Origin of the sequence: Pseudomonas sp. 22490, assembly GCF_052044465.1 — a bacterium.
Lineage (GTDB): Bacteria > Pseudomonadota > Gammaproteobacteria > Pseudomonadales > Pseudomonadaceae > Pseudomonas > Pseudomonas aeruginosa.
In genome coordinates, this window is sequence record NZ_JBQENS010000013.1 from 154792 (window position 1) to 172993 (window position 18202).

The 18202-nt window shown below is 66.6% G+C and carries 17 protein-coding genes and 1 pseudogene; 4 read left to right on the plus strand and 14 right to left on the minus strand.

Translation table 11 applies throughout. The annotated features are described in order from the left end of the window. Positions 1-43: 43 nt before the first annotated feature. Entirely contained in the window at positions 44-1369 is a 1326-nt protein-coding gene (locus ACTJJX_RS16730) for an MFS transporter (RefSeq protein WP_003101861.1), read from the minus strand. A gap of 545 nt (positions 1370-1914) precedes the next feature. Between ACTJJX_RS16730 and quiC the strand changes: the two genes are divergently transcribed. Both quiC and ACTJJX_RS16740 read left to right on the plus strand, forming a co-directional pair. Beyond that, positions 1915-3819 (plus strand): 3-dehydroshikimate dehydratase QuiC, encoded by a 1905-nt coding sequence (gene quiC / locus ACTJJX_RS16735; protein ID WP_016852335.1) that lies wholly within the window; start codon positions 1915-1917, stop codon positions 3817-3819. A 92-nt stretch (positions 3820-3911) separates the two neighbouring features. Then, complete coding sequence (locus tag ACTJJX_RS16740) at positions 3912-4580, plus strand: TetR/AcrR family transcriptional regulator (protein WP_003101858.1); 669 nt, start codon at positions 3912-3914, stop codon at positions 4578-4580. Between the two features lie 39 nt (positions 4581-4619). Here ACTJJX_RS16740 and ACTJJX_RS16745 read toward each other — a convergent pair whose 3' ends face one another. The 4 genes from ACTJJX_RS16745 to pobA form a co-directional block, all read right to left on the minus strand. Then, on the minus strand, positions 4620-5474 hold the full coding sequence (locus tag ACTJJX_RS16745) for a shikimate dehydrogenase (RefSeq protein ID WP_016852336.1): 855 nt from the start codon (positions 5472-5474) through the stop codon (positions 4620-4622). Then, positions 5471-5917: a type II 3-dehydroquinate dehydratase gene (aroQ, locus tag ACTJJX_RS16750; protein WP_003084089.1), complete on the minus strand. Its 447-nt coding sequence runs from the start codon at positions 5915-5917 to the stop codon at positions 5471-5473. The genes ACTJJX_RS16745 and aroQ overlap by 4 nt, the downstream gene beginning before the upstream one ends. Before the next feature lie 116 nt (positions 5918-6033). Continuing rightward, positions 6034-7539, minus strand: a complete 1506-nt coding sequence (locus ACTJJX_RS16755) for an MDR family MFS transporter (protein WP_016852337.1) — start codon at positions 7537-7539, stop codon at positions 6034-6036. 174 nt (positions 7540-7713) lie between these two features. Then, positions 7714-8898, minus strand: coding sequence for a 4-hydroxybenzoate 3-monooxygenase (gene pobA / locus ACTJJX_RS16760; protein ID WP_016852338.1), 1185 nt, complete (start codon positions 8896-8898; stop codon positions 7714-7716). Between the two features lie 177 nt (positions 8899-9075). On the opposite strand from pobA, the gene ACTJJX_RS16765 reads away from it, so the two are divergent. Beyond that, positions 9076-9942 carry a helix-turn-helix domain-containing protein gene (locus ACTJJX_RS16765; protein WP_003123837.1) on the plus strand — a complete coding sequence of 289 codons (867 nt, stop codon included), beginning with the start codon at positions 9076-9078 and terminating at the stop codon, positions 9940-9942. On the opposite strand, the gene ACTJJX_RS16770 is transcribed toward ACTJJX_RS16765, so the two are convergent. The 6 genes from ACTJJX_RS16770 to hudA form a co-directional block, all read right to left on the minus strand. Continuing rightward, positions 9939-10385, minus strand: a complete 447-nt coding sequence (locus tag ACTJJX_RS16770; protein WP_016852339.1) for a GNAT family N-acetyltransferase — start codon at positions 10383-10385, stop codon at positions 9939-9941. The two genes, ACTJJX_RS16765 and ACTJJX_RS16770, sit on opposite strands and share 4 nt — an antisense overlap. A 77-nt stretch (positions 10386-10462) precedes the next feature. Then, positions 10463-10897, minus strand: a complete 435-nt coding sequence (locus tag ACTJJX_RS16775; RefSeq protein WP_003112686.1) for a CBS domain-containing protein — start codon at positions 10895-10897, stop codon at positions 10463-10465. A gap of 154 nt (positions 10898-11051) precedes the next feature. After that, positions 11052-11693 (minus strand): suppressor of fused domain protein, encoded by a 642-nt coding sequence (locus ACTJJX_RS16780; RefSeq protein ID WP_003118118.1) that lies wholly within the window; start codon positions 11691-11693, stop codon positions 11052-11054. A 264-nt stretch (positions 11694-11957) separates the two neighbouring features. After that, a complete protein-coding gene (locus tag ACTJJX_RS16785) occupies positions 11958-12245 on the minus strand; it encodes a hypothetical protein (RefSeq protein WP_003121664.1) in 288 nt (95 codons plus the stop codon). Positions 12246-12336: 91 nt separating this feature from the next. Further along, positions 12337-12813 (minus strand): MarR family winged helix-turn-helix transcriptional regulator, encoded by a 477-nt coding sequence (locus ACTJJX_RS16790; protein WP_016561493.1) that lies wholly within the window; start codon positions 12811-12813, stop codon positions 12337-12339. A gap of 40 nt (positions 12814-12853) precedes the next feature. Continuing rightward, positions 12854-14344 (minus strand): UbiD family decarboxylase HudA, encoded by a 1491-nt coding sequence (gene hudA, locus ACTJJX_RS16795; RefSeq protein WP_016852340.1) that lies wholly within the window; start codon positions 14342-14344, stop codon positions 12854-12856. Positions 14345-14540: 196 nt separating this feature from the next. Between hudA and ACTJJX_RS16800 the strand changes: the two genes are divergently transcribed. After that, entirely contained in the window at positions 14541-14963 is a 423-nt protein-coding gene (locus tag ACTJJX_RS16800; protein WP_003118121.1) for a hypothetical protein, read from the plus strand. A gap of 19 nt (positions 14964-14982) precedes the next feature. Here the strand turns inward: ACTJJX_RS16800 and ACTJJX_RS16805 are convergent, their stop codons facing one another. The 3 genes and pseudogenes from ACTJJX_RS16805 to ACTJJX_RS16815 all read right to left on the minus strand — a co-directional run. Then, complete coding sequence (locus ACTJJX_RS16805) at positions 14983-15669, minus strand: YoaK family protein (protein WP_003106170.1); 687 nt, start codon at positions 15667-15669, stop codon at positions 14983-14985. Positions 15670-15832: 163 nt separating this feature from the next. Then, on the minus strand, positions 15833-16765 hold the full coding sequence (locus ACTJJX_RS16810) for a hypothetical protein (RefSeq protein ID WP_003106171.1): 933 nt from the start codon (positions 16763-16765) through the stop codon (positions 15833-15835). A 262-nt stretch (positions 16766-17027) separates the two neighbouring features. Next, positions 17028-18172: pseudogene (locus ACTJJX_RS16815) on the minus strand (IS3 family transposase); the annotation flags it as partial. Positions 18173-18202 lie beyond the last annotated feature (30 nt).

Sequence of the window (18202 nt, forward strand, 5' to 3'; positions counted from 1 at the left end):
TCTCTAGGCAGGGAGGCGCCCGGCGAGCGCCGGGCGCTTGGACTCAGGCTTCGATCCGGCGCGGGGCCATGAAGTACAGCCAGGTCAGGGCGATGAAGTACATCGCCGGGATCATGGTGAAAAGCACCGCGTAGTTGTTGTTCGTCGCGGTCAGTACGCCGCCGACGATCTGGGTCATGAACATCCCGCCCAGCGCCGCGCACATGCCGCCGAAGCCGAACACCGTGCTCATCAGGTGCTTGGGCGTGTAGTCCATCACCAGGCTCCAGATGTTCGCCGTCCACGCCTGGTGTGCGCCGACCGCCAGGGCGATGGCCAGCACGGCGATCCACAGGCCGCTGGCGTTGGCGGCGAACACCACGCCGACGATGGTGCAGGCGAACAGCAGCATCGACAGCAGGCGCGCGCGGATCGCCGGCATGCCGCGGCCGATCAGCCAGGACGAAAGGATGCCGCCGCCGACGCTGCCGAAGTCGGCGGTCAACCAGATCAGGATCAGCGGGATGCCCATCTGCGTCACGCTGATGCCCAGGCCGTACTGCTGGTTGAGGAACGGCGGCAGCCAGTAGAGGTAGAACCAGAACACCGGCGCGGTGATCGAGTAGGCCAGGGCGAAGGCCCAGGTGCCGCGGCGGCGGAGAATCTGCGAGAAGGGCACGCGGGTGGCGGGCGGCTCCTCCTGCTGCTGGATGTATTCCAGCTCGCTCTGCTTCACCCGCGGATGCTCCTCGGGGTTGTAGTAGTTGCGCCACCAGAACACCAGCCAGACCAGGCCCAGCGCCGACATGCAGAGGAACGCCGCCTGCCAGCCCCAGACGCCGAGGATCAGCGGCAACAGGGCCGGGGTGACCATTGCGCCGACATTGGTGCCGGCGTTGAAGATGCCGGTGGCCACCGCCCGTTCCCCGGCGGGGAACCACAGGCGGGTGGTCTTCACGCAGGCCGGGTAGTTGGCCGCCTCGGTCAGGCCGAGGATGAAGCGACAGACCATGAAGCCCGCCGCCGAGGTCGCCAGGCCGTGGGCGCCGGTGGCCAGGCTCCAGAGCAGCACGGCGAGGAAGAACGCGCGCTTGACCCCGACCTTGTCGATGAAGCGGCCCTGGAGGATGAAGCCGATGGCGTAGCCGACCTGGAACCAGAAGTTGATGTTGGCGTAGTCCATTGCCGTCCAGCTCATCTTCTCGGCAAGGATCGGCTGCATCACGCCGAGGGCGGCGCGATCGATGTAGTTCAGGGTGGTGGCGAAGAACACCAGGGCGAGCATGCCCCAGCGCGTCCGGCCGACGGCGAAGGCGTTGCGGATCCTGCCGCCGCGGGATTCCCGCGGGGCGTCGGCGGCGAGCAGTCGAGAGCTGGAAGAGTGGATCATTGACGGGGCCATCCTTTCGGCGGCCGGTGCCTGGGCGCCCGGCCTGGATTTGTCGTTCTGGGTTGCACGCGGGCGGGCCAGGGGCCGCGCCGGTGTCAGCGGGCCAGGGGCGGACGGGCCGGACGAGCGGCCAGCGGACGGGATGGAGGGCGGACGGAGAGGTCGGCGATGGACATGAGCGGGTACCCGATTCTTGAAATTGTTATGTCGCGTGGGTTGCGCAGGTGCCCGGAAAGAAGCGCGGAGCGCTTCCGGCAGATCGGGACGGCCTGCACGGGTGGCAGCGATGGTGCGCGATTGGTCGAAAAAGCGTCAATTCGATAATCGTGCTTCCGTTCGATATTCGAACGGAATACTAACCAGTTCGTACATTTTGCGTTGCCCGGCAGTTGGCGCAAACCAATAATCGGCTTGCCGGGCGAGCGGTCTCAGCGACCCGAAGTGGCTTCCCGGCGCATCCCGCGCGGGCTATCCGCGCCTCCGCCGTTCCGCCGCCGGCCCTCGCGCGGCGCCAGGCGCCGTAGGGCGCATTGAGGAGTCGAAGCATGCAGCGTTCGATCGCCACCGTATCCCTGAGCGGCACCCTGCCGGAAAAGCTCGAGGCCATCGCCGCCGCCGGTTTCGACGGGGTGGAAATCTTCGAGAACGACCTGCTTCATTACGACGGCAGCCCGCGCGACGTACGCCGGCTGTGTGCCGACCTGGGCCTGGAGATCCTGCTGTTCCAGCCGTTCCGCGACTTCGAGGGCTGCCGCCGGGAACGCCTGGGGCGAAACCTGGAGCGCGCCGAACGCAAGTTCGACCTGATGCAGGAACTCGGCACCGACCTGGTGCTGGTGTGCAGCAACGTCGCTGCCGATGCCCTCGGCGAACCGGCGCTGCTGGCCGATGACCTCTGGCAGCTGGCCGAGCGCGCCGCCGTCCGCGGCCTGCGCATCGGCTACGAGGCGCTGGCCTGGGGGCGCCAGGTGAACACCTGGGAGCAGGCCTGGGACCTGGTGCGGCGGGCCGACCAGGCGAACCTCGGGCTGATCCTCGACAGCTTCCACACCCTCTCGCTGGACGGCGATCCCCGCGGCATCGCCGATCTTCCGGGGGAAAAGATCTTCTTCGTGCAGATGGCCGACGCGCCCTTGCTGGCAATGGACGTGCTGGAATGGAGCCGGCACTTCCGCTGCTTCCCGGGTCAGGGCGGCTTCGACCTGGCAGGCTTCCTCGCGCCGGTCGTCGCGTCCGGCTATCGCGGTCCGCTGTCGCTGGAGGTCTTCAACGACGGCTTCCGCGCCGCGCCGACCCGCGCCAACGCCGTCGACGGCCTGCGCTCGCTGCTCTACCTCGAGGAGAAGACCCGCGAGCGCCTGCAACGCCAGACGCCGCACGTGGCGGTGGACGAGCTGTTCGCGCCGCCGCCGGCGAGCCTCTGCGACGGCATCGAGTTCCTCGAGTTCGCCGTCGACGAGACGCTCGGCGCGCGCCTTGGCCAGTGGTTGCAACGACTGGGCTTCGCCAGGGCCGGTGAGCACCGTTCGAAGAATGTCAGCCTGTTGCGCCAGGGCAACATCAACCTGGTGCTGAACGCCGAGCCCTATTCCTTCGCCCACGGTTTCTTCGAGGCCCACGGACCGTCCTTGTGCGCCACCGCGCTGTGCGTGCGTGACGCCGGCCAGGCGCTGGAGCGCGCTCGTGCGTACGGAGGCCAGCCGTACCGCGGACTGCTCGGCCCCAACGAGCGGGAAATCCCGGCGGTGCGCGCCCTCGACGGCAGCCTGCTGTATCTGGTCGAGCGGCACACCGAGGGCCGCAGCATCTACGACAGCGACTTCGTGACGAACGACGCCGACACCTCCGGCCTCGGCCTGCGGCGCGTCGACCACGTGGCCCTGGCGCTGCCCGCCGAAGGCCTGGACAGCTGGGTGCTGTTCTACAAGAGCCTGTTCGACTTCGGCGCCGATGACGAGGTGGTGCTGCCCGACCCCTATGGCCTGGTCACCAGTCGCGCCGTGCGTAGCCCCTGCGGCAGCGTGCGCCTGCCGCTGAACATTTCCGAGGACCGCAACACCGCCATCGCCCGTTCGCTGTCCAGCTATCGCGGTTCCGGCGTGCACCACATCGCTTTCGATTGCGCCGACATCTTCGCCGCCGTGGCCCAGGCCAAGGAGGCCGGGGTCGCACTGCTGGAAATCCCGCTGAACTATTATGACGACCTCGCCGCGCGCTTCGACTTCGACGACGAGTTCCTCAGCGAACTGGCCTACTACAACGTCCTCTACGACCGCGACGCCCAGGGCGGCGAGCTGTTCCATGTGTTCACCGAGCCGTTCGAGGAGCGCTTCTTCTTCGAGATCCTCCAGCGCCGCCACGACTACGCCGGCTACGGCGCGGCCAACGTGCCGGTGCGCCTGGCGGCGATGGCGCAAGCGCGGCGGGGTGTGCGCCGGGTCAAGCTGTGAGAATTGTCGGGGCTCCGGCAGGTGCTCTTCCTACAGCCGGGCGGGCCCCGCATAATCGGCCGCAATTCCCGCCGGCCACGAGTGAGTCACCGATGTCCAAGCCTGATCCCGCCGTCGTGGAGGAATCCGCTCCGCGCGGCAAGGGACGCAAGAACAATCCCGAGAAGACCCGCCAGGACATCCTCCGCGCCGCCATCGACGAGTTCGTCGCCCAGGGCCTCTCGGGTGCGCGGGTGGACGCCATCGCCGAGCGCACGCATACCTCGAAGCGGATGATCTATTACTACTTCGGCAGCAAGGAGCAGCTCTACCAGGCCGTGCTGGAGAAGCTCTACAGCGACATCCGCGGTATCGAGGGCACCCTGCGGCTGGGCGCGCTGCCGCCGGCCAAGGCGATGGAGAAGCTGGTGGAGTTCAGCTTCGACTACCACGACCGGCACGTGGATTTCGTGCGCATCATCAGCATCGAGAACATCCACAAGGGCGAGCACATCGCCAGCAGCGAACTGGTGCAGAGCGTCAACAGCTCGATCGTCCAGAGCATCGCCGAGATTCTCCGCCGCGGCGAAGCGGAAGGGGTGTTCCGCGCCGGGCTGGAGGCGCTCGACGTGCACATGCTGATCAGTTCGTTCTGCTTCTACCGGGTGTCCAATCGCTACACCGTGTCGCGGATCTTTCGCACCGACCTGCACGACGCCGAGGTTCGCCAGCGGCACCGGCGGATGATTGGCGAGGCGGTATTGCGCTACATCCGTGCCTGACTCCGGTCCCCTCTCCCCTTGGTGGGAGAGGGGCGCCACTCAGTCGCCCAGGCTGGCGAAGTGCGCCTGCATGCGCGCGGCGTCGGCCGCCACCCCGCTGAACAGTTCGAATGCCTTCACCGCCTGGAACACCGCCATGGTGCCGCCGTCCAGTGTGCGGCAGCCGAGGGCGCGGGCCTGGCGCAGCAGCTCGGTTTCCAGCGGAAAGTAGATCACCTCAGCGACCCACAGGTCGGCGCGCAACAGTTCCGCCGGCACCGGCATGCCGGGCAGCTTGGCCATGCCCACCGGGGTGGTGTTGACCAATCCCTGGGCGTCGCCCAGGGCGCCGGCCAGGTCGCTGCCGGCGAGCGCTCGTGGCGCGCCGAAGTGCTGGTTGAGGTTGTCCGCGAGGGCCTGGGCCCGCGCCGGGTCGACGTCGAACAGGACCAGCCGCTCGACGCCCTCGGCGAGCAGGGCATGGGCCACTGCCGCGCCGGCGCCGCCCGCGCCCATCTGCACCACGCGCTGGCGCGGCGCGTCGGCCAGGCCGCGCCGAAAGCCCTCGGCGAAGCCCAGGCAGTCGGTGTTGTGGCCGATGCGCCGGCCATCGCGCAGCACCACGGTGTTCACCGCGCCGATGCCGCGCGCCTCGGCGGAGAGTTCGTCGAGCAGGGGGATGATCGCCTGCTTGCAGGGGAAGGTGACGTTCAGCCCGGTGAAGCCGAGGTCGCTGGCGGCGGCGAGCAGGAACTCCAGGTCGTCCGCCGACTTGCCCAGCGGGTCGAGATCGATCAGCCGGTACAGATAGCGGATGCCCTGGGCGTCGCCCTCGCGCTCGTGCAGGGCAGGGGTCCGCGACGCCTGGATGCCGGCACCGATCAGGCCGGCGAGAACCGATCGCAGCGCGCTCATGCGGCCGCCTCGAAACGCTCGGCGAAATGTTCCAGGGCCAGGCGGTAGCCGAGGCTGCCGAATCCGCAGATCACCCCCAGCGCCACCGGCGAGACGTAGGAGTGGTGGCGGAACGCTTCGCGCTGGTGGACGTTGGACAGGTGCACTTCGACCACCGGCAGTTCCACCGCGGCCAGGGCGTCGCGCAGCGCCACCGAGGTGTGGGTCCAGGCGGCGGGGTTGATGACGATGCCGGCGACCCGGCCGCGGGCCTGGTGGATCCAGTCGAGCAGTTGGCCTTCCTGGTTGGTCTGGCGGAAGTCCACGGCGAAGCCGCGCGTTTCGGCGAAGGCCGCGCATTCGGCGGCGATTTCGCCCAGGGTCCGCCGGCCGTAGGTCTGCGGCTCGCGGGTGCCGAGCAGATTCAGGTTGGGGCCGTTCAGGACCAATACCGTGCGCGTCATGGCGCAGCCTCCACAGCAATGATGTCATCGATGCCGGGAAAATGTACCGAACGGTTACTTTTGTAAACCGGACGCCGTCGCCAACGGGACGAAAGCGTTCGATTATCGGCGTCCGCTCACTCGCCTGCCGCCGGTTGCGTCGCGCCGCGGCCGCGCAGGGTCATGTCGGGCAGTGCCGAGGCCACCGCCAGGCCGAGCAGCGCCACCGCCGCGTTGATCAGGAAGAGCACCTTGAAGGCATCCGCGAGGACATGCTGGAGGATCACCCGGGCCGGCCCGCTGGCGGCGTCCAGGCTGCTCAGCAGGGCGCTCTCGGAAAAGCCGTGGTCGAGCCCGCCGCCGATCCGCAGGTGCTTGAGCAGGGCCAGCAGGATCGCCGACATCAGCGCCACCCCGACCGCCCCGCCGAGGGAGCGGAACAGCGTCGCGTTGCTGGTGGCGACGCCGATGTGGCGTTGCTCCACGGCGTTCTGCGCGGCCACCAGGCTGGTCGGGAACTGGGTACCGATGGCGATCCCGGTGAGCAGCATGCACAGCCCGGACAGCCAGTGGTCGCCGACCGGGACCAGGGCCAGGCCGGCGATGCCGCAGGGCAACAGGACGGCGCCGAGCAGGATCAGCGGCTTGTAGCGTCCCAGGCTGGCGGTCAGCCGCCCGCAGCAGTACGCGCCCAGCGGCAGGCCCATGACCAGCGGCAGCAAATGCAGCGCGGCGCTGTCGGCGCCGGCGCCGGTAACGCTCTGGTAGCGCAGCGGCACCAGCACGGTCAGCGAGATGGCCTGGAAGCTGGCGAAGAACGCAACCAGCCAACTGAGGGTGGCGGCGCGGACGGCGAACAGTTGCATCGGCACCAGCGGTTCGCGGAAGCGCCGCTCCTGGGCGACGAACAGCAGCAGGGCGAGCGCCGCCAGGGCGAACAGGCCGAGCAGCGCCGGGTCGCTCCAGGCTGCGCCCTGGCCGATCTGGGTGATGGCCAGGAGCAGCGCGGTGAGGCCCACCACCATCAGCACGATGCCCAGGTAGTCGATCACCGGTTGCCGGCGCGGCACCGGCAGGCCGACCAGGGTCCGCCGCGAGATGGCCAGCGCGAGAAGGCCGATCGGCAGGTTGATCCAGAACACCCAGCGCCACGACAGGTACTCGGTGAGCAGGCCGCCGAGCACCGGGCCGGCGACGCTGGCGATGGCGTACATGCTGCTGAAGTAACCCTGGTAGCGGCCGCGCTCGCGCGGCGGGACGATGTCGCCGATGATCGCCTGGCTCACCGCCATCAGCCCGCCCGCGCCGATCCCCTGCAGCACTCGCGCCAGCACCAGTTGGCCCATGCTCTGCGCGAGCCCGCAAAGCAGCGAGGCGGCGGTGAACACGACGATGGCGAAGAGCATCAGACGGCGGCGGCCGTAGAGGTCGCCGAGCTTGCCGTAGATCGGCATCGATACGGTCATCGCCACCATGTAGGCCGAGATCACCCAGGCCAGCAGGTCGAGGTCGGCGTAGTCGGCCGAGATCGCCGGCAGGGAGACGGCGACGATGGTCTGGTCGAGGGCGCTGAGGAAGATCGACAGCATCAGGCCGGCGAGGACGGTACGGACGGCGGGCGGGTTCTGGGCGAGATCGGACAAGACGGCACCTGGGGCGGACGGAACGCGAAGGCAGCGGGCATCATACTGCGCCTGGGGTAGGACAGGTGCCGGGGAGAATCGATCCGTGGGCCGTCTTTCGTCGATATCCGCCTGCGCCAACGTTGCGTCCCGCCTTGGGAAAGGTGCCCCGGCGTTGCGCCGAGGTGGCGCGGCCTACTCGATTTCCTCGTAGGGCAGGCCGACATAGTTCTCGGCGATGGTCGCCAGGCCCGCCTCGGAGCCCAGGTAATACTCCAGTTCGGTCTGCTGGATGCGCTGGCTGAACGCGTCGGTGTCGGGGAAGCGATGCAGCACCGAAGTCATCCACCAGGAGAAGCGTTCGGCCTTCCAGATCCGCCGCAGGCAGATTGCCGAGTAGCGTTCCAGCAGTTCGCCGCGCCCTTCGCGGTAGGCCTTCAGCAGCAGCCGGTAGAGCGTGCTGACGTCGCTGGCGGCCAGGTTCAGTCCCTTGGCGCCGGTGGGCGGCACGATGTGCGCGGCGTCGCCGGCGAGGAACAGCCGGCCATGCTGCATCGGCTCGACCACGAAGCTGCGCAGCGGCGCGATGCTCTTCTCCAGCGAAGGTCCGGTCACCAGTTTCTCCGCCACCTCGGACGGGAGTCGCGCCTTCAGTTCCGTCCAGAAGCGCTCGTCGGACCAGTCCTCGACCTTCTCCGACAATGGCACCTGCACGTAGTAGCGGCTGCGGGTGGCCGAACGCTGGCTGCACAGGGCGAAGCCGCGCGGATGGTTGGCGTAGATCAGTTCGTGGCTCACCGGCGGGGTGTCGGCGAGCAGGCCGAGCCAGCCGAACGGATAGACCCGCTCGAAGACCTTCAGCCGCTCCGCCGGGATCGATTGCCGCGAGATGCCGTGGAAGCCATCGCAGCCGGCGATGTAGTCGCAATCCAGGCGCAGCCGTTCGCCGTCGCGTTCGAAGGTCACGTAGGGGCGCTCACCTTGCAGGTCGTGCAGGCGCACCTCGGCGGCCTGGTAGACGGTAGTGGCGCCGCAGGCTTCGCGGGCCTCCGTGAGGTCGCGGGTGACCTCGGTCTGGCCGTAGACCGTCACCGTCTTGCCGCCGCTCAGGCGCTTCAGGTCGATGCGCCGGCGCTGCCCGGCGAAGGCGATTTCCACGCCTTCGTGGACCAGCCCGTCGCGCGCCATGCGCCGGTCGACGCCGGCCTCGCGCAGCAGGTCGACCATACCCTGTTCCAGCACGCCGGCGCGGATGCGGCCGAGCACGTAGTCCGGGGTCTGGCGTTCGAGGATCACGTTGTCGATGCCGGCCTTGTGCAGCAACTGGCCGAGCAGGAGGCCGGACGGACCGGCGCCGATGATGGCGACTTGAGTCTTCATTGCGGATAGCCCTCTCGCTGTTATGGCTGGCCGGCGGCGCATGCGCCGGCGCTGATCTTGTCTGGAGGTGGCTGTATTTTTGTTTGCCATGGAGTGCTATAGAAGGCAAATTGCCGATCTATTTCTGGACTTTTATAAAGTCTGTTCGGCAATCGGCCATTTCGCTCGGAGGGCTCGATGACGGACTCCATCCGCGACGTCCCGGTGTTCAAGCTCTACGGCGCTCCCCTCGAATGGCCGACCCCGGACCTGCTGCACTGCGAGTCGATCCCCGCCCGCAGTCGTCTGCACGACTGGGAGATCAAGCCGCACCGGCACGCCGATCTCGCTCAGTTGCTCTACGTGCGCAAGGGCTGGGCGCAGCTCCAGGTCGAGGGCGAGCCGACTCGCGTCGAGCAGCCTTCCATCCAGTTCGTACCGCCGTTGTGCATCCATGGCTTCCAGTTCTCCGAGCGCATCGACGGCTACGTGCTGACGCTCGCCGCACCGTTGCTGGCGCGCTTGCAGGCGCACCTCGGCGCGCAGCGCCAGGCGCTGGAGGCGCCGGGGTTGTACCCGGTGGGCGCGGACCGGCGCTATATCGACACGCTGTTCGACGCCATAGACGGTGAGTATGCTGGCGCAGCGCCAGCGCGCGAGCTGTTGTTGCAGTCGCTGATCGGCGTGCTGGCGGTGTGGCTGGGGCGGCAGGTGATGGTCCGGCGGGCGGAGGCACGGCCGGGTCGTGGTCAGGAATACCTATCGGCCTTTTCGCAACTGGTCGAGCGGCATTTCCGCGAGCACCTGGGAATCGACGAGTACGCGCGTCGCCTGGGCATCTCCCCGGCACACCTGAACAGCGTGGCGCGCCGCCTCAGCGGGCAGACCGCACTGGGCATCGTGCACCAGCGCCTGCTGCTGGAGGCCAAGCGCGACCTGGTCTACACGGCGATGACGGTGAACGAGATCGCCGACCGCCTCGGCTTCAGCGAGCCGGCCTACTTCACCCGTTTCTTCAAGCGCCTGAGCGGCGTCTCGCCGAGCGCTTTCCGCAAGGGCGACTAGTGTTCGCGGCGCAACTGGACGATCTCCAGCGCGCGTCCCTCATCATCACGCGGGCGTCGGCCGCTCTCGACGAAGCCGCAGCGCGCGTAGAACCCCAGCGCCTCGCGGTTGGCGGCGTAGACCTCGACTTCCAGCGCGCCCTTCAGGGTTGCCGCGTGCTCCACCAGTTGCCGGCCGATCCCGCGCCCGTGGGCCGCCGGAGCGACGAAAAGGCCGCCGATGAAGGCATCGAGCAGGCCGATGAAGCCCAGCGGCGTATCGCCGTCCAGCGCCAGCCAGGTTTCCGAGGCATCCAGATAATGATCGCGAACCAGTGCCTTCTGCTTCTGCAACTCGGCTTCGCCGAGGAAACCGTGGCCGACGCGCGAGGCCTCCAGCCAGATGGCCAGGGTGGCATCGCGGTCGGCGGGAATGTAGCGGCGGATCTTCGGCGGAGAGGACATGGCGGCGGCTCGCAACGGGAACAGCCGCGGATTATCGCGTGAGCCGGCGGGAAAAGGGCAGGGCCGGCATGTACGCTTCAGTCGCCGCGGATGTACTGTTCCAGTTGCTGGATCAGCTCGGCCTGCTCGGCGATCGCCGCCTTGACCAGGTCGCCGATGGACAGCAGGCCGAGCAACTGGCCGTCTTCCACGACCGGCAGGTGGCGCAGGTGGCGATCGGTCATCAGGTTCATGCAGGTGTCGACGCTCTGCTTCGAGTCCACGCTGACCACCGGCGCGCTCATAATCGCGCTGATCGGCGTACCGATGGACGAACGGCCCTTGAGGACCATCTTGCGCGCATAGTCGCGCTCGCTGACCACCCCGACCACCTCGCCATGGTTCACCACCAGCAGCGCGCCGATGTTCTTTTCCGCCATCAGGCGCAGGGCGTCGAGCACCATCTCGTCCGCTCCGATGGTGTACACCTGCTGGTTCTGCTTGGCGTTCAACAGTTGTGCCACGGTTTTCATGCGCGCCCCTCCGGAGCCGTTCTCACGTCCAGCAAGAATCGTAGACGGCGAGCGGATCGGCAAGCGGGGAAAACGGCATCGAACCGATTGAAAAACGTCATCATCGCTTTCCTGACGAAGGTAGGGCCCGCGCTATTAGTCTTTCCCTGCGGGGCTAGTGCAGCACCCGTGCGAGCCCTTCCGGCGACTGGCCGGTGACGTAGCAATGGCGGTGCCGGTCGAGGCTGAGCGGGTGGCCGGCGTCGGTCAGCAGCCTGGCGATGCCCTCGAGGTGTTCCTTGACGTTCACCTGGTATTCCTGCTCGGTCAACGGCACGACCCACAGCAGGTCGACCGGATGCGCCGACAGGGCGAAGCCGTCGAACAGGGAGGCATCCTCCTCCAGCGGCGCCGGGAGGAGAAGGAAGTGCCGCAGCAGGCTCTGCTCGTAGAGCGGGAAGCCGAACGCCACCGCATGTCCATGTCCCAGGGCGAGGCGCTCGTGGAATGGCAGGCCGGCGAGCCATTGCAGGTGGCGCAGGTCATCGCCGCCCAGTTCGTCGAGATAGCAGATCAGCTCGGCGGACCAGCGCGCCTTGCCCATGTAGGGCGCGAAATGCATCGGTGCCTGGCTCATCCCGGCGGTGATCACCACATGGTGCGGCCGCCGGGTGCTTTCCAGGCGATAAGCGAAGACCGCCATTTCCGGCGCCGCTACGCAGTGTCTCCAGAAGTCCCGGCAATCCAGGGTCATGGCGGGCGCACAACCGAAATGGGCGTCGTATTTCTCGCGCAGCCGGGCGATGTAGTCGTTCATCTTCGGTCCTCTGGACTTAGCGGGTGGGGCCGGACATGGGGCGCCGGGGGCGCGGCCGGTTCCATGCGAGGGCAGACCAGTGATGGCTGATCCTGGTTGCCGTTGGGTGACCAATGGAATGCGAACGGCGACTGCCGAGAAATCGGCTCGTTCCGAGAGAGGCGAGAGGCTTTCCTTCTTGGTGCGTAGGAAAGCGCTGAGGGCAGTTGAGGGTATCTGTCGGGAACGGAAAAAAGCCCGTCGGGAACGGGCGAAGAGGGAAGCTTACCAGGGCAGCGGGAAGTGGCCTTCCGCGCGCAGGTAGTCAGGATCGGGGGTGAACGGGTCGATCTTCTGCCGCTCGCTGCAACCCTGGCGTTCGCAGTCCCGCAGGCGCTGCAACGGCGAGCGGTCGTCGCGCTGGATGCGGATGCCCGTGGCCGGCGCGCCGTCGGAAAGGCTGTAGCTGCGGCCGCTCTCGCAACCGGGCAGGGTCAGGCAAAGGCAGAGGAGCAGGGTGGTGTGCGGGTGTCGTGGCATTGCGGGTCGAATGGGCTTGCGAAGGCCGCTCATGCTATCAATCGGCCAGCAAATAGGGGGCCGGATGGACAGTCCATGACCGGGATGAGAGTTGCTTCGCAAACCCGGAGATGCCCTCGAAAGGCTATTGCGTCACGCGGGAAAGCCCGTCGAAGGCCCGCAGCAACTTGCCCAGGACGAGGGTCAGCGCCTCTTCTTCCGGGCCGGCGCCGAGACCCGCCAGCAGCCTTTCGTCGAGCCCTGCGACCTGTGCCAGGGCCTGCTCGAACACCGCCTGTGCCGCGGGGCTGCGGCGCACCAGCACGGCGCGCCCGTCGTCCGGATCCGGCAGGCGGCTGACCCAGCCGCGCCGCACCAGCCGTTCGATGGTCCGGCCCAGCGCGGTGCGGTCGGTCTGTGAGTGCTCGATGAGCACGCTCATCGGCACGTCACCGTCGAAGGCGTGGATGATCCGCAACGCACGCCATTCATGCAGCCCCAGTTCGAGAGGGGCAAGCAGGGCGGTGAGTTGCCGTTCGCGCTGGCGGACGATCTCTGTCATCAGGTACAGCGGGCCTTGGGGCAGCCCCAGTGCGTTCGTCTCGGTCATTGGCCTGGTCACCTTCCTCGATCCTCTTTCGCCAGGGCGGGGATTGTAGCGCTCAGGCGTCGCCGAATCCGTAGTCGCTCCAGCGTTCTTCGACTCGCCTGCGCAGCGCCGTCGGATAGGCGTGGCGGAACGACGCCGTAGCGGCACGCATTTGCCCGGCGAACTGTTCCGGGTACAGGCAGTTGATCACCAGCCGACCGCCGCTGCCTCGTGCCTTGTCCTCGGCATCGAGGTAGGGAACCATCGGGAAGTCACGGATCTGCGGGAAGGCGAAATGGTCGTGCAGCGGATGCGCGCGGGTCGCCAGCGCCCATACCACCTGGTCGATCTCGGTGACGTCGATGTCGTTGCCGACCAGGATCAGCTTCGGCACCAGGTGTCCGGCATGCGAGCCGAAGACGGTCTCGGCGACCCGTGCGGCGAAGGCCGCGGCGTCGGTGCCCAGGGCCGCCAGGCGCTGCACGTCGATCGACAGCACGGCCCAGCAGGTCGCCGCCTCGTAGGAGCACCAGACCATGTCCACCGGCAGTCCGGCGTTCTGCGCCACGTCCAGCAGTTGCGCGGAAATCATGGTGCCCCAGATGGTGTGGTTTTCCTCCGGTGGCGTGCCGGCGACGCAGATCGGCAGGACCGGCTGGTCGCGGAAGCTCAGCGCATGGACGTGGAACAGCGGCTGCGGCTTGCCGATGGGGAAGGAATAGCCGTGGTATTCGCCCATCGGGCCTTCCAGCGCGGTTTCGTCGAGGCTGATCTCGCCCTCCAGGACGATCTCGGCATTGGCCGGAACCCACAGGCCGTTGGTCTGCGTGCGCACCACCTCCACCGGCTCGCCGACCAGGGCGCCTACGTAGCCGGCTTCGCTGACCCCCTCCGGCAACGGCATGCCGGCCGCCGCGAGTGCCGCCGGCGGTGCGCCGAGGGCCATCGCCCAGGGCGTCGGCTTGCCCAGGCGGCGCCATTGCTCGCGGATGATGCCGATGTGCTGGGTGGGAATGGTCGGACCCGCCAGGGTGTTGCGGTCCACCAGCATCAGCCGGCCCACCGACCAACTGTCCCAACTGCCGTCCGGCGTCTGTACCACGTGGAAACCGTAGGTGCCGAAATAGCGCCCGCCGTCCTGCTCATGGAGCAAGGGAACCGGGAAGCGGGTCAGGTCCACCTGCTCGCCGAGCCAGACGTTTTCCTGCACCGGCCCGCGCTCCAGCCGGCGCGGCGCGATCGGTTCCGCGCGCATCGCGGCGCGCAGCATGGCCACGATGTCCCGCGGCCCGCTGTGTTCCGGCAGGCCGAAATGCAGCGCCACGCGCGAATGGGCGCGGGCTCTGTCGGCGCGCAGGCCGGCCGGCGCGCCCAGTACCCGCGCGCCGGGCAGGCTGTCGCGGATGTTGTGGAACAGCGGGGCGGGTGCGCGGCGTTCGTAGACCCGGCGGGTGATGGCGCCGATCTCCAGGTTGGCGTCGACCTCGGTGTGCACGTCCACCAGGTCACCCTGGCGACGCAGGTGGTCGACGAAGTGGCGGAAATCCAGGGCGCTGCGGTTCATCGGCTCGCCACTCCATATAAGTGCGTGTGCATGCATCTTATGTGCTGATGCGTTCTTTAGGCAAGCGGAGCCCGGTCGGTTCGCGGGCTGGCCGGAAGGTCGCCACCTAGGCAAGATATATGGCTGGTTGGAAGCCCTGGCAAGCTTCCTTGCGCAGTCGCGGCACAGGATCGGCGAGCGCCGTCGTGGAGGAAACATGGAAGCGTGCGATACAGCGGGCATTATGGATGCGATCACGGCTGTCACCGGCGTACTCACCCTTCTGGTGGCGTGGGCAGCATTGTTTTCGTGGCGCCGGCAAGAGCGTCAGAAAGCGATATTGGCGTGGAAGGCCGATCTGGTGGACTACGCCTACGGGTTTCCCAATCTGCCGGTGATATGGGGTTACCAGACGCACAAGGACGAGATCGACCAGGCCGCAGAGCGTTTTTATCGGTGCGTGAAAAGCTACATGGTCATGCGCGAGCTGGTGTCGCGGAAGCGAATGAAAGCCTATGAGCGAATCTGGCGCCAGGCTCATTTCGTTCATGAGAAATGTACATTCGAAGGGCAAATGACCTGCGCCATCGCCCGGGATCTGCTTTCCCAGGCTTACCTGAACGATTTTCTGAAATCTTGATGGGACAGCTCCCGGCCGCTCAACGCACCATATAGTCCATCTGCCATGGCCGCGGAATCACCAGTGCCAGCAACGCGAGAAGAGCCGCCAGCGCTGCGCTCGCCGCCATCGCCGCGAGGCCCAGTTGCTGTTCCAGCAGGGCGCCGAGCACCGCGCCGACGCACATACCGCTCCAAGGCACCAGTTGCACCCGCCAGCCGTTGCGCCGCTCGCCCAGCAGCCAGCGGCCGAGGCCGCGGCCGAAGCGGGAGAGGGCGCCGGTGACGTAGGTCAGGCCGATGGGCAGGCCGTTGACCTGCTCAACCACGGCGTTGAGCATGCCCATGGCGAGGATCGCGGCGACCAGCGCCGGCACGTTCCAGTCGAATGGCCAGACCGCCGACAACGCCAGCAGCATCGCGCAGCAGACCAGGATCGGCGCCGCCCGGCGCCCGCTGAAGCGCGCCAGTATCACTCCCAGCGCGTTGCCGACGACGAAACTGGCCAGGGCGACGCTCAGCCGCACCAGCCCGCCGAAGTCGCCCTCGCCCAGCGATACCGCCAGGCGCGTGGTGTTGCCGCTCATGAAGGAAACGAAGTCGCCGGTGGCGAGGAAACCGATGGCGTCGGTCATGCCTGCCAGTACCGACAGCCCGGCCACCAGGCCGAGCCCGACACGCCCGCGCGTCCGCCGCAAACGAAGGCGCCGCGCGCTGCTACCCACCATGCTGTCTGGAAGCATCCGGAGAAACCACCCGCAGGAAGAGAAGGTCCGCCCCAGTGCGGACTCCCGATCTTAAGGCTCTCCCCAGGGAAAAGGCCAGGGGCGAGGCGGAGCGTCTGGGGCCGAAGATCCTGGTCAATCGGCAATGACAGTGCGGGGCGGGGCCTCAGATATCGAATACCGGTACCTGGTTTCCACCCAGTACCTCGATCTTGTCGGTCCGGTAGACCACCATCGCCTTGCTGCAGGTCACCGTGGAACGACCCTCTTTGCTGGCATTGAGATACACCGTGCCCTTGCCGGCGTAGACCGCTCTCGCGTTGGCGGCGATGCGCAGCTCGAGGGCCGCCGCTTCTCCGTCCTCGTCCCCGGCGAAGTCGCACCCGTAGAGGGCGATGGCCAGTTCCTTGCCGAACAGTTCGAGAAGGGTCGCACCAAAGGCCTGGGGCTCGACGAACTGCTTGCCCTGGACACGCCGGGCCATGACGTCCGCGGTGCTCTCGCCGTGGGGGTTGCCCAGCCAGAGTTGGCCAGCCGTGCCGTGGGTGGCGATGAGGATCGTATCGATGAAGTACTGTTCGCCGCTCTCCGCGGCAACCTTGCCTAGATCCCGAACCAACTGGGCGTAGTTGGTATCTGCCTTGATCGCGAAGGCCGGCTTGTAGAGCTTGTTCCGCGCATAGGCGACGACCGCCTCCGCGAAGGCGCTGCCGGAGTCGCCTCTCCGGATCTCCTGCTGGAAGTCGTGGTAGATGACCAGGACCGCCCCTTTCCTGACCGGGCCGCTGAGCCCTCCCTTGACGATGTCGAGGGCGAAACGGAAATTGGCGCTGAGCACCTGGGACGCATGGGTAGGAAAGGTATCCGTATCGGTCAGCAGTTCTACTTCGGTACCGACCAGCACCTCCTTTCGTTCGTCGCCCTCCGCCCAGGGCGTGTCGTCCACATCCGTTCCGTAGATCCTTGCGTCCAGGTCGACCTCGACGAGCGTACTCACTGTGAAGGGCACCAGAAGCTCTTCCGGGCCGAGTCGATTCTTGACCACGGCGCCCTTGCCTTGCTTGGCGATTTTCGTGACTACGCCATGCCATGAGCGCATCCTGTTGCTCCTGTGGGAGTCCTGGTAGGAACGGCATCCGAGCATGCAGAACTATAGACGTGAAACGGCCAGCCCCGAGGAACTATCCGCCGATCGACCCTTCATCTGGCCCCGGCCTTGAGTGCCATTCCCGGCCGGACAGGATCGGTTGCTCTGGTCTCGCGGCGAGGGACAGGCGCCGCTCGGCGGAGCGGGTGGCGGCGAGGCAGGTCTTGTCTAGTCCTGAAATAGGTTTACACCTGCTCAGGTAGGCCGATAGGCCTCAAAACGCCCGATGCACCGCATCGGGCGTTTTGTTTTTCAGGGCCATGTGAGGCCGCTCTGTGTTGTAGATCTGCACGGCTTCAGCAACCATCTTCCTTGCCTGCTCCAGATTTTCAGGGCTACTCAGCAGCAGCTCTGTTTTGAGGATCCCGTTGATGCGCTCAGCTAGCGCGTTCTGGTAGCAGTCATATCCGTCAGTCATCGAGCACTGGACGCCATGCCGTGCATGCAGTGACTGATACAGCGCCGAGCAATATTGAATACCGCGATCCGAGTGGTGGACCAGTGACTGGCGACGCTGCCGTTTGCGTAGGGCCTGCCTAAAGGCTTGTGCAACTGACTTGGCATGCAGGCTTTCATGCACATGATGGCCAACAATTTTTCTGGAATACGCATCCGTTACCAGGCTTAGGTACAGCGGGCCGCTACTGGCTGGCAGGTAAGTAATGTCCGCCGCCCAAACGTGCTCCGGTCCTGACGGGACAACCTGGTTCGGGCCTGACTTGAGTAGGTTCGGATGGCGGTAGAAGCGGTGAAAGCTTTGTGTTGTCTTGTGATACGCCCGCTTGGGCAACACCAGCAAACGGCGCTCTCCCAGGACCTGAAATAGTCGGTCTCGGCCAATTTGGAGCCGCCTATCAGGCTGGCAATGCAGCAGATAGTGCAGCTTTCGTGTGCCTAGTCGTGGCTGACGTATCCGGATTTGTTGAACAAATTCGACAACCCGATCTGCCTGGCGTGCTTTGCTATCAGCAACTCGATTGCGCTTGTAGTAAGCCTGTCGGCTCATGCCAAGAAACTGACAAGCCCTGGCAATGCTCAGTCCTGCGACTTGACCTTGCGAGAGGACTTGCCGGATCGCTTTTTTACGACCGATACACCGTAATCATTTTTCAGGACATCGACGACGGTCTCGAAGAACTGAGCCTTCTGGCTCATCAACTCAAGCTGCTGCTCAAGCTCTTTGATCCGCTGCTCTGGAGTGAGCGTTTTGGGGTCAGACATCGCGCAACTCCTCTCGGCCCGAATCGACGCCCCTTGGCTCCAATCCTGCCGACCATGCTTGCGCAACCATACCAGAACCGTCGACCGGCCCTGGATGCCATACCGCACCTGGGCCTGCTTGTAGGTCACCTGTCCTTGTCATCTGACGAAAACTCCATCTGGCGCGGG